This window comes from Kitasatospora sp. MY 5-36, from assembly GCF_001182915.1.
Lineage (GTDB): Bacteria > Actinomycetota > Actinomycetes > Streptomycetales > Streptomycetaceae > Kitasatospora.
In genome coordinates this window covers 1-11,704 of the sequence record NZ_LFVW01000021.1, presented here as the reverse complement: position 1 = coordinate 11,704, position 11,704 = coordinate 1, and the positions used below count along the sequence as shown (strand labels likewise).

Here is an 11,704-nt window from a genome sequence, read left to right as displayed (position 1 = left end):
GCCCCCGCCGGTACGGCGGTGGAGTCCGTGACGGCGGCCCGCCGGGAGGGCGGGACCATCGACGGAACCGGGGTGGTGGGCGGCACGGTCACCGGTGTTCCCGCCTTCTGCGAGGTGACCGTCACCCTGACCCACCCGGGCGACAACGACCATGCGAGGGTGCGGACCTGGCTGCCCGTCAGCGGCTGGAACGGCCGCTTCCAGGCGCTCGGCGGAAGCGCCTTCGCCGCCGGGGACAACGGCGTCGGGATGGGCACCGCGGTCAAGAACGGCTACGCCGCGACCACCACCGACGGCGGGCTCGCCGATGCCGTGGACGCCGGCTGGGCGCTGAACGCGAAGGGCGAGGTCGACACCGCGCTGCTGAACAACCTCGCGTCCCGCTCCCAGCACGAGGCGGCGATCGTCGGCAAGCAGGTGGTCGCCACGCACTTCGGCAGTCCGGCCTCCTACTCCTACTTCAATGGGTGCTCCACCGGCGGGCGCCAGGGTTACCTGGAGGCCCAGCGCTACCCCGACGACTTCGACGGCATCCTCGCCAACGCGCCCGCCGTCAGCTGGGACGAGTTCGAAGTCGCCACCCTGTGGCCGCAGGTGGTCATGAACAACGAGAGGACCTACCCGTCCGCCTGCGCGTTCAAGGCCTTCACGGACGCCGCCGTCGCGGCCTGCGACCCGCTCGACGGAGCCGAGGACAAGCTGGTCAACGACGCGTCGCGGTGCGACTTCGACCCGCGTCGGCTGATCGGCACCACGGTGGTCTGCGACGGGAAGGAGCTGACCATCACGGCCGCCGACGCCGCCGTCGTCCGCAAGATCTGGGACGGTCCGCGCACCGCCTCGGGCCGCAGGCTCTGGTCCGGCGTCCCGGTCGGTGCCGACCTGGCGGGGCTGGCCGGCACCACCGCGCCCGACGCGGACGGCCAGGTGCGGGGCGCGCCGTTCCCGGTGCCCCGGCTCTGGGTCACGAACTGGCTGAAGAAGCAGCCCTCGTTCGACGTCTCGACGATCACCTACGACCAGTTCACCCGGCTGTTCGAGCAGTCGCGGACCGAGTACGGCCGGATCATCGGCACCGACGACCCCGACCTGTCCGCCTTCCGCGACGCCGGCGGCAAACTCCTGACCTGGCACGGCCAGGCCGACCAGTTCATCCCCGCCCAGGGCACCGTCGACTACCGCCGGCAGGTCGAGCGGACGATGGGCGGCGGCAAGCGGGTCGACGACTTCTACCGGCTCTTCCTCGCCCCGGGCGCGGCCCACTGCGGCCTCAACAAGGGCGGCGGCACGACCGACGACCTCGCCGCCCTGACGGCCTGGGTCGAGCAGGGCAAGGCGCCGCGGACACTGCCCGCCACGCTGCTCGACGCCACCGGGCGGAGCGTCGACCGCGACCTGTGCCGCTACCCCGAGGTGTCCCGCTACCGGGGCCACGGCGACCTGGCCGCCGCCTCCAGCTTCCGCTGCGTCCTCCCTTCCCGGCACTGATCCCTGCCCGGCGCCGATCCTCTCCCAGTGCCGGTTCCCTCCGGTGCCGCCCCGGCCCGGCCCGCACCCGACGGCGCGGGCCGGGCCTTCGTGCGTCGCGCGCGGGGCGGGCGGGGGACGGCGAAGGGGCCGACAGCGGGTGCTGTCGGCCCCTTTCGGGGGTGGATCAGTCCGTGCGGTGGATCACCGGACCCGCAGCGGCCCCGCGAAGGACTTGCGCAGGGCCGGCGGAGCGGCGACGGGGAGCAGCGCGGCGAGCATCCTGCCCTTGAGGGTGCTCGGCTGCCGCGTCAGCTGGACGTCGACCCGGGTTCCGTCGCCCTCGGGGGTCATCCGGAAGACCCAGCCGCCGCCCGGGCCGAAGAGCTTGGAGTCGAGGGTGGTGACGGTGACGGTGCGGCCGCCCGGCTCCCACTCGTAGCGGGCGCGCTCCCAGGCGGCGGCGGTTCCCTCGGTGACCTCGGCCCAGGTGTCGCCGAGTGCGTGGACCTCGAAGTGTTCGGCGTCGATCGTCGGCCAGGCCTCGGCGCGGGAGGGGCCGAAGTCGGTCAGCACCGCCAGGACGTCCTCCGTGCCGAGCGTGGAGACGAGATGGAAGCGTACGACTGCCATGGTGGGTGTCCTCATCGGTAAGTAACTGCTCCAGCCGGTGACGACAGGTTTCCACGCGCCTGCGTCACCTGTCAAAGGGGTGACGAAATGAGGACATGCGTGGGCGCGGCGCCCGAGGGGGAGGGCGCCGCGCCGGGAGGTGTTACGCCTGGAGGACCCGGTAGCTCAGGGCGGTCCGCGGGAGGTTGGCCTGGGCCAGCGTTCCGCTGAGCCACCCGGGGCCGTTGCAGTCGGCCTCGGCGTACAGCGCCAGCGTGGCGCCCCCGTTGGCGATCTGCACCGAGCGGGCGCCGGGCCACAGGGTGTGGCAGGTGCCGAGGTCGGCGAGGTCGACGGTGGTGGCGAACCCCTGCCCGTAGGTGGAGGAGTAGAGGCGCGCGCCCGGCTGCAGGGGCGGCCAGCCCGCGGCGCCGGCCGTCCCGGCGCCGAGGCCGACCAGGGTCGCGGCCAGGGCGGCGGTGACGGCTGCGCCGCGGAGTTTCGTCTCGGGTGTGAACATGCGATCCGCCTTCTCGGGTGGGAGGGAACTGCCGGATCGGCCGGTGGCTCGTCGGGCGGTTCCGGTTCGAGGGAAGATCATTGCATCTTCAACAAAGCGCCGCGAGGGCAGAATCGGCCAAGCGCGCAGGTGGGAGTGATGGGCACGTTCTCATCACCGCCTTGACAGGTGACGGCGTGGAATGCACCCTGAAAGCCGCCTCCGGCGCCGCGAAGGCGCCGCCCGCGATCGCCGATGAGGAGAGTGGCCATGGCCGAGCGGCCCGCAGTCGATCCCGCCGCCGAAGCGCGGCACGCACGCTACGGAACCCTTCCCGAGCGCATCCGCTTCGAGGACATGACCGAGGAGGCGGCAACCGGCCCGGGCGGCGCGGCGAACACCGCCCACGACCCCGAGCGCTCCTGGACCTTCTACAACTGCCTGGCCGTCGACCTGGCCCCGTAGCTCCGCAGCCCCGTAGCCCCGACTTCCCGTAGCCCGACGCGCCGGTGGCGCCTTGTGGGATCTCGCGGGGAACTGACAGTATCTCAGGTCGCGTACCCGGGCCGATGCGGACGTGTCTCCTCCCGGGGCGCCGCGGAGGAGGAGGCGGGATGGCACGGGTGAACCTGCGGGCCGCGTTCATGAGCGGGCTGTCGTCGACCGTGACGGCGCAACAGGTCTTCACCAACCGGGTCGACGAGGTGGCCGCCTTCGAGCGGTCGGTGGAGCGCCTGGGGCGGACGCTGGAGGAGGCCGAGGTGTCGCCGGTCGTGGACCGGGCACAGGGGCGCCGGAACGTCCTGACGCTCTACGGGGTCGGCGGGATAGGCAAGTCGACGCTCTCCCACGAGCTGGAGCGCAGGCTGCTCGCGGCCGCGACCGCCGAGGGGCGCGACGACGTGGTGGCCGTCCGCGTCGACCTCGCCGAGGACGGCGCCTGCGACATCGAGGGCCTGCTGCTGCGCCTGCGGGCCGGGCTGGGCCAGTTGGGCAGCCGGTGGCAGGCCTTCGACCTGGCGCTCGCCTCGTACTGGGCCCGCGCGCATCCCGGCGAGGCCCTCCAGGACTTCCTCGACGCCTCACCGGCCCTGCGCCGGGCCTCCCGGGGCATCGGCCTCGGCGACCAGATCGCCCAGACCGTGCAGGACCTCGACCCGGCCGGCCTCGGCGGTCTGACCGGACTGGCGCACCGGGCGGCCCTCGCCACCTACCGCGCCGTGCGGGACCGGGTCCGCGAGGGGCGGCTGCTGGCCGACTGCGAGCTGTTCGCCGAACTGGTCGAGGCCGACGCCGACTACGAGACGCTCTCCTACTTCCCGTACCTGCTGGCCTGGGACCTGGACCGGCTGCCGCCCCGGGGCCGGCCGGACCGGCGGCCCACCGTGTGCGTGTTCCTCGACACCTTCGAGGTGGTCAACGGCCGTGCCGACCGCACGCTGGAGCGGCTGATCCAGCGGTGCGCGTACCTGATGCCGAACGTGCTGTTCGTGATCACCGGTCGCAACCGGGTCGACTGGGCCGACGCGGGTGCGGGCGGCGAGCTGGACTTCACCGGCCCGCAGTGCTGGCCCAACCTGCACTACAGCAACGACACCGAGGAGCCCCGCCAACACCTCGTGGGCTACCTGTCGGACTCCGACGCCGACAGCTACCTCAGCGAGGCGCTCACCCGGGACGGCGAGCCGGTCATGCCCGCCGAGGTCCGCCGGCGCATCATCGCGGGCGGCCAGGGGCTGCCGCTGTACCTGGACCTCTCGGTGTCGCACTTCGCCGCGCTCCTCGCCCGCGGCGGCCGGCCGTCGCCGGCGGACTTCGGCGGCACCTTCACCGCGGTGGCCACCCGGTCGATCCGCGACCTGCCCCGGGAGGAGCGCGACCTCGTCCGGACCGCGGCGCTCATCGACCGGGTCGGGGCGGAACTGCTGCGCGCCGGGCAGCCCCACGTCTCGAACGGCAGCGTGGCACGGTTCCTGCGCAGGCCGTTCCTGACCCACGACGACGCCTACGCCCTGCCGTACGCCCTGCACGCGGCGCTGCGCCACGCCATCGGCGAGGCCGACCGGACGCTCCCGGACGGCTGGACCGACCGGGACCGCAGCGAGGTCGCCGCCCGGCTGCTCACCTGGCTGGGCCGGCGCGTCGGGCCGTCCACCGGGCGGGTCGCCGTCGCCCAGACGCTCGAGACCGGCCTCAAGCTCTCGGCGGCGTACGGGGTCTTCGAGGACTGGATGGCCCGCGCCACCCAGCGCCTCGTCGAGGCGGGCCAGTGGGCGGAGCTGGGCGCCGGGCTCGCCGCCGACCCGGCCGGGACACCGGAGTACCGGGCCGTGCTCGCCGCCGTACGGGGCGTCCAACTGCGCCGCACGGGCCGTGCGGCGGAGGCGGTCGAGCTGCTCGGCGGAGCCGGGGAGGGCGTGCGGCCCGGCAGCCCGACGGCGCAGCTGGTGCGCATCCACCTCGCCCACGCCCTGCGCAACCACGGCGACTACACCGAGGCCGCGGAGATCTACCGCGGCCTGCTGGACGGCGAGTTCGACGCGGCGGCCCGCTACTGGCTCTGCGACTTCGACTACCTCAACGGGCGTTTCGGCACGGCGCTGGGCTCGCTCCGGGAGCAGCGCAGCCGGGGCCCGGAGGACGAGGGCGAACGGCTGCGGCTGATCGGGCACATCTGGCGGGTGAACGCCCGCTTCGGCGAGGCGACCGCCGTCTACGTCGAGGCGATCGACCTGGCCCGGCGGGAGGGCCTCGCCGCCGCGGAGGCGAAGGCGCTGGCCAACCTGGCGCAGACCGCCTGCTGGGCCGGTGACACGGCGGCGGTCGCGGACGCGGCGGCCCGGGCGAGGGACCTGCTCGATCTCGTCCCCAACCCGGTCGAACTGGTCAAGATCCGCTCGGCCGAGGCGGTCGCGCACGCGGTGGCCGGGGAGGCCGGGGCCGCCGTGGAGGCGGTCAGGAGCACGCGGCAGCTCGCCGACGGCATCGGCTACCGCGGCGGCCACAACCTGGCCGACGTGGCCCAGATCCTGATCGGGGTGCTCGGCGACGACCGGGACGGTGCCCTCCGGATCCGGGCCGAACTCGACGCGCGGACCCGCAGGTCGGGCGGCAACACCTACTGGGTCCCGATCGTGACCAGCTGGCTCGAGGGCGTCCCGAAGGCCGCGGAGCACGACCCGCGGGTCGAGTGGGTGGACGGGCCGGCCGAGTCGTTGGGCCGCTGGGCGGAGGTCGCCGCGCGAGGATGAGGCGTGGGGCCCCGGTGGGCGGGGCCGGTACGGACGAGGGGAAGAGCGAAGATGACCCAGCAGGAGCACGCCGACCCGGAGCACACCGACTCGCCGCACGTGGACCCGGTGCGCGTCGGGCTGGTGGGGCTCGGTGTCATCGCCGGGACCCACCTCGCCGTTCTCGCCGAACGGCCGGACGTGGAGCTGGAGTTCACGGTCGACCCGAAGGCGGTGGAGCCGGTCGTGTTCCGGGGCGGGAAGCCGCCGCACTACGGCGACCTGGGCAGCGCGCTCGCCGGGCACCGGCCGGACCTGCTGGTCCTCGCCACCCCGACGCCGACGCACGCCGAGCTGGTGACCGAAGCCCTGCTGGGCAGTACGGCCAGGGTCCTGGTGGAGAAGCCGCTCGTCCACGACCGCGCCTCCCTCGCCGCGCTGCGCGAGCTGGACGGGACGGCCGACGTACGGGGCCGGGTCTTCACCGCACACCACTTCGCCTTCTCCCCGGAGGTCGACTGGGCGGCGGAGCTGATCGCCGCGCACCCGGACTGGGGGCCGGTCACGACCATCACCTCGGCGTTCTACGACCCGTACGTCCTGCGCGGACCGGAGGCCTTCGCCTCGTACGTCTCCAGCTGGACGGACTCGGGGGTGAACCAGCTCAGCATGCTCACCCGCTTCGTCGACCTCGTCGGCCTCACGTCGCTGCGGCAGACCGACGGCGGCGCGAGTGCCTGGTGCGTCGTGGAGTTCCGCTCCCGGGGCGAGGCGGGTACGGCCCGGCTGCGCAGCAGCTGGCTGACCGGCTCCAGCAGCAAGGAGAGCAGCCTGGTGCTCGGCCGCTCCGGGGTGGAGGTGTGGATCGACCACACCGCCATGACCGGATTCGCCGCCCGGCGCGGCGAGTTGCTGGCGGCCTTCGGCAACGACGGCAGGACCGGGCGGAAGGTCGCCCACTACCGTCCGCTCTACGCCGGACTGCTCTCCGGTCGGCCCGGCCCGGTGCTCGGCTTCGACGCGGCGGCGGTGATCAGTGAGATCCACTGGGGGGTGCCCGAGGCGGAGTAGTGCCCGAGGCGGGGTGGTCAGGGGGCGGGGTGGCCGGTGAGGTGGGCGAAGACGTCGGCGAGGGTGGGGCGGCGCATGGTGAAGTCGGCGACGGGGATGTCGGCGCGGCGCAGGACGGCGGCGACGGTGGCGATGTCGTTGAGGCCGTCGTCGAGGGGGATGGAGAGCCGGCCCTTCTGGGTGTCGACGGTGGGTTCGGCGGTGAGGGCGGGGCGGAGGGCGGCGAGGGCCGGGGTGACGTCGGCGGGGGAGGCGACGGTCAGCTCCAGCCATTCGCTGCCGACCTTGCGCTTCAGTTCGTCGGGGGTGCCGTCGGCGATGACGCGGCCGGAGTCGACGACCACGATCTGGTCGGCCAGGTAGTCGGCCTCCTCCAGGTACTGGGTGGTGAGGAGCACCGTGGTGCCGCCGTCGACGAGTTCGCGGACCTGGCCCCAGAGTTCCATCCGGCTCACCGGGTCGAGGCCGGTGGTGGGTTCGTCGAGGAAGAGCACCGGGGGTGCGGTGATCAGGCAGCTGGCGAGGTCGAGGCGGCGGCGCATGCCGCCGGAGTAGGCGCGGGCGGGGCGGTGGGCGGCGTCCGCGAGGCGGAAGCGTTCCAGGAGTTCGTCGGCCCGGCGGCGGGCCTCGCGGCGGCCGAGGTGGAGCAGGGTGCCGAGCAGGACGAGGTTCTCGCGGCCGGTCAGGACCTCGTCCACGGCGGTGTACTGGCCGGCCAGTCCGATCCGGCGCCGGACCTCGTGCGGTTGGCGGACGACGTCGTAGCCGGCCACCTCGGCGTGGCCGCCGTCCGGGGTGGTGAGGGTGGTGAGGATCTGCACGGTGGTCGTCTTGCCGGCGCCGTTCGGTCCGAGCAGGCCGAGGACGGTGCCGGTCCGGACGCCGAGGTGGATGTCGGCGATCGCCACGACGTCCCGGTGGCGCTTGTGCAGGCCCTCGGCGCGGATGGCCATGTCCATGTGGGGCTCCCGGTCGGTGGCGAGGAGGGGCGAGGCAAGAGGGGCAAGGGAGGAGGGGCAAGGGGGGAGAAAGGGGAGGGGAGGGAGGGGGGGGGGTCAGGCGGTGAGGCGGACGGGGAGGCTGCTGTAGCCGTGGACGAAGTTGGAGTAGAGCCGGACCGGTTCGCCGAGCAGCTCGATCCCGCCGACGGTGCCGCGCAGGGCGGCGAGCATCGCCTCGACGTGGGTCCGGCCGAGGAAGGCGCCCAGGCAGAAGTGCGGGCCGTAGCCGAAGGCGACGTGCTTGTTCGGGGTGCGGGCCAGGTCGAAGCGGTTCGGCTGGTCGAAGACCTCCTCGTCGAAGTTGGCCGAGCTGTTCCAGAGCGTCACGACGTCGCCGGCCCGGATCGTCCGGTCGCCGAGTTCGACGTCGGTCAGGGCGCGCCGGCCGAAGTGCATGGCCGGGGTGGTCCAGCGCATGACCTCCTCCACGGCCGGCTCCAGCCCGACCGAGCCGTCCTTCAGTGCCCGCCACTGCTCGGGGTGTCGGGAGAGGGCGATGAGCGCGCCGATGGAGGACATCCGGCTGGACTCGTCGCCGCCGAGGATCAGGCTGTAGCAGTTGAAGACGACCTCCTCCTGGCTGAGCGGCTCGCCGTCGACGGTGCCGGTCGCCAGGGCGCTGATCACGTCGTCGCCGGGGTGCTTGCGCCGCTTGGCGGCGAGGTCGGAGAAGTAGAGCAGGATCTCGTTGCGGGCCAGCCACTCCTCGGTCGCGGTGTGCTCGGCGCTGGTGCGGGAGAGGGTCTGGGTGTTCCAGTGGACGAGGCGCTCGCGGTCCTCGACCGGGACGCCCATCAGGTCGCCGATGGTGTTGATCGGGATGTGGTCGGCGAGGTCGGTGACGAAGTCGAAGGAGCCGCGGGCCAGGCCCTCCTGGAGCAGCGCGGCGGTCCGCTCGTGCACGCCGGCCACCACCGGGGCCAGCACCCGGGGCGAGAAGGACCGGAGCATCAGGTTGCGGATCTCCCGGTGCCGCGGCCCGTCGGTGACGGCGAGCATCCGGCGGGAGGCGGAGTCCTCGCCCTGCAGCAGGGTGGCGAGCACGTTGCCGCGCTCGGAGGTGAACCGCTTGTTGTCGCGGTAGACGGCGAGCACGTCGGCGTGGCGGGAGACCGCCCAGAACGGCGGGCCCTGGTCGGTCGCCGGGTGCAGGTGGACGGGCTGTTCGGCGCGGAACCGGGCCCACATCGCGCGGACGTCGAGGTCGAGGTAGGTGTGCGGGTCGGTGAGGTCGATCGTGGCGAGGTCGACGGTGGCCAGGTCGACGGGCGGGGAGGCTCCGTCGACCGTCGGGGGCTGGAGGGGCATGGTCGGCCGTTTCTGTGACGGGGGCGGGTCAGGAGGACGGCGCCGGGACGGCGGGGTCAGGAGACCGCGGACCGGTAGCGGCGCAGGCTCAGCAGCACGGTGACGACGAAGACGGTCCCGAGAGAGGCGGCGATGGTGAGCGAGAGGCTCGGGGTGGCGGCGCTGCCGGCCGCGTCCGGGTTGCCCCACAGCCGCCGCAGGGCCGTCACCACGGCGCTGACCGGGTTCCACTCGGCGACCAGCCGCAGCCAGCCCGGCAGCCGGTCGACGGACTGGAAGGCGTTGGAGAGGAAGGTCAGCAGGACGGTGACCAGCCCGGCGACGACGTTGATGGTCTCCATGGTGCGGGAGAACATCCCGAGCATCAGGCCGACCCAGAGCATCGCGTACATGAAGGCGGTGAGCAGTGCGAGTCCGGCGAGGAAGGGCAGCACGCCGCTGTGCGGGCGCCAGCCGAACGCCAGGCCGGCCGCCGTGACCACGGCCAGGCCGATCAGCCCGACGACCAGGTCGCCGAGGGTGTGGCCGACCAGCACGGCCGGTCTGGAGATCGGCATGCTGCGGAACCGGTCGACCAGGCCGCCGCGCAGGTCCGCCGCGACGGCGACCGCGGTCGGGCCGATCCCGGCCAGGCCGACCTGGGCGGCCGCGCCCGCGAAGATGTACTCCTGGTAGCTGCCGCGGCCGGAGAAGGACAGCGAGCCCTGGAACAGGTAGCCGAGCACGATCATCGAGATGAGCGGGTTCATCACGATGCCGATCAGCCGCCCGGGCGCCCGGCGCAGCCGCCGCAGGCGCCGTCCGGCGACGGTGACGGATTCGAGGAGCAGGGCGAGCGGCGCCGAGCGGGGGCGGGGGGTGACGGCGGTCAGCATTCCGGGCTCCCGTCCAGGCGGCGCAGCTCGGCGTCGACCAGCCGTCCGATGACGGCCTGCGGCCCGGCGTGCATCAGGTACTCGTGGCCGGCGGCGATCCGGTGGACGACCACCCGTCCGTTCACGTGCTGCTCCCATCGGCCGGTCTGGTCGGCGAGTTGGTCCGCGGTCCACTCCTCGGCGGCCGCGAACAGGTGGAGGTCCCCGGTGAACCGGCCGGGGGTGAAGCGCTCCATCAGCGCGCCGTGGTGGCGCGACAGCCGCAGCAGCCGCAGCAGCGACTCCTCGTCGAGGTCGGCCAGCGGGCCGGCCTCGCGCCGCAGCAGGTCGAGCAGGGCGGCGCGGGTGCGGCCGGGGCCGGCCAGCTCGTCGCGCCGGTGGCCGAGCGCCTCCAGGGCGCGCAGCAGGAGTTCGCGGTCGTCCTGGCCGCTCTCGTCGCGGCCGGTGCGGCCGGGATAGCCGTCCAGGTCGGCCAGGAAGTCGACCTGTTCGCCGGCCTCCTGGAGCCGGACGGCGATCTCGTGGGCGAGCACGCCGCCGTAGGACCAGCCGAGCAGCCGGTACGGGCCGTGCGGCCGCAGCCGCCGGATGGTCCGGACGTAGTCCTCGGCCACCGACCGGATGGACTCGGGCAGCGGGGCGGCGGCGTCCAGCGCGGGCGACTGGAGGCCGTACAGCGGGTAGCGCGGATCGAGGTACCGGGCCAGGCCCAGGTAGGGCAGGCTGAAGCCGAGTCCGCTGTGCACCAGGAACAGCGGGGGCGCGTCGCCGTCCGGCCGGATCGGCAGGACGGGCGCGAACGCGTCCGCGGACTGTTCGGCGGAGGCGGTCGGGCGGGCCCGCTTGGCCAGTTCCGCGACGGTGCGGTGCAGGACGACGTCCGCCACCGCCAGCCGGAGGCCGGCCGACTGGGCCCGGCCGACCAGCCGGACCGCCAGGAGCGAGTGGCCGCCGAGGTCGAAGAAGCTGTCGTCGATGCCGACCTCGGGGAGGCCGAGGACCTCGGCGAAGAGCGCGCCGAGGGCCTCCTCGACGGGGTTGCGGGGGCGGCGCGCGGCGGCGGGGGTGAAGTCGGGGGCGGGGAGGCGGTTGCGGTCGATCTTGCCGTTGGGGTTGAGCGGGAGTTCGTCGAGCACCACGACCGCGCCGGGGACCATGTACCCGGGCAGGTGGTCGGCGGTGTGGTCGCGCAGGGTGGCGGGGTCGGGGGCGGTGCCGGGGATGGGGGTGACGTAGGCGACGAGGGTGGCGCCTGCGGGGCCGTCGGTACGGGCGACGGCGACGGCGGTGCGGACGGTGGGGTGGGTGGTGAGGACGGCTTCGATCTCGCCGGGCTCGACGCGGAAGCCGCGGATCTTGACCTGGGTGTCGGCGCGGCCGAGGTAGAGGAGTCGGCCGTCGGGGGTCCAGCGGACGAGGTCTCCGGTGCGGTACATGCGCTCGCCGGGTGCGAACGGGCAGGCGAGGAAGCGGGTGGCGGTGAGGCCGGGTCGTCCGGCGTAGCCGCGGGCGAGTCCGGCACCGGCCAGGTACAGCTCGCCGGCCACACCCGGGGGCACCGGCCGCAGCCCGTCGTCCAGCACGTACGCCCGGGTGTTGCGGATCGGGCGGCCCAGCGTCACGACCCCGTCGCCCGCCAGC

General features: G+C 73.9%; 10 protein-coding genes. 4 read left to right on the top strand and 6 right to left on the bottom strand.

Annotated elements, in window-relative coordinates; all coding sequences use genetic code 11:
• On the top strand, positions 1-1,488 hold a 1,488-nt coding region (locus tag AE652_RS01840), incomplete at its 5' end, for a tannase/feruloyl esterase family alpha/beta hydrolase (protein WP_049649285.1).
• A 183-nt stretch (positions 1,489-1,671) separates the two neighbouring features.
• Here AE652_RS01840 and AE652_RS01835 read toward each other — a convergent pair.
• Complete coding sequence (locus AE652_RS01835; protein ID WP_049649284.1) at positions 1,672-2,100, bottom strand: hypothetical protein; 429 nt, start codon at positions 2,098-2,100, stop codon at positions 1,672-1,674.
• Between the two features lie 142 nt (positions 2,101-2,242).
• Positions 2,243-2,599 (bottom strand): hypothetical protein, encoded by a 357-nt coding sequence (locus AE652_RS01830; protein ID WP_049649283.1) that lies wholly within the window; start codon positions 2,597-2,599, stop codon positions 2,243-2,245.
• A 249-nt stretch (positions 2,600-2,848) separates the two neighbouring features.
• Between AE652_RS01830 and AE652_RS01825 the strand changes: the two genes are divergently transcribed.
• From AE652_RS01825 to AE652_RS01815, 3 genes are all read left to right on the top strand, one after another.
• Positions 2,849-3,043, top strand: coding sequence for a hypothetical protein (locus AE652_RS01825; protein WP_049649282.1), 195 nt, complete (start codon positions 2,849-2,851; stop codon positions 3,041-3,043).
• A gap of 149 nt (positions 3,044-3,192) precedes the next feature.
• Positions 3,193-5,829: a hypothetical protein gene (locus tag AE652_RS01820; protein WP_049649281.1), complete on the top strand. Its 2,637-nt coding sequence runs from the start codon at positions 3,193-3,195 to the stop codon at positions 5,827-5,829.
• A gap of 51 nt (positions 5,830-5,880) precedes the next feature.
• Positions 5,881-6,879, top strand: coding sequence for a Gfo/Idh/MocA family protein (locus AE652_RS01815; protein WP_049649280.1), 999 nt, complete (start codon positions 5,881-5,883; stop codon positions 6,877-6,879).
• Between the two features lie 17 nt (positions 6,880-6,896).
• Here the strand turns inward: AE652_RS01815 and AE652_RS01810 are convergent, their stop codons facing one another.
• The 4 genes from AE652_RS01810 to AE652_RS49140 form a co-directional block, all read right to left on the bottom strand.
• Positions 6,897-7,838: an ATP-binding cassette domain-containing protein gene (locus AE652_RS01810; protein ID WP_049649279.1), complete on the bottom strand. Its 942-nt coding sequence runs from the start codon at positions 7,836-7,838 to the stop codon at positions 6,897-6,899.
• A 96-nt stretch (positions 7,839-7,934) separates the two neighbouring features.
• Entirely contained in the window at positions 7,935-9,188 is a 1,254-nt protein-coding gene (locus tag AE652_RS01805; RefSeq protein ID WP_049649278.1) for a cytochrome P450, read from the bottom strand.
• A 56-nt stretch (positions 9,189-9,244) separates the two neighbouring features.
• Entirely contained in the window at positions 9,245-10,063 is an 819-nt protein-coding gene (locus tag AE652_RS01800) for an ABC transporter permease (protein WP_049649277.1), read from the bottom strand.
• Positions 10,057-11,704, bottom strand: a 1,648-nt coding sequence (locus AE652_RS49140) for a thioesterase domain-containing protein (RefSeq protein WP_049649276.1), incomplete at its 5' end; no start/stop codon positions are given. The genes AE652_RS49140 and AE652_RS01800, both read right to left, overlap by 7 nt.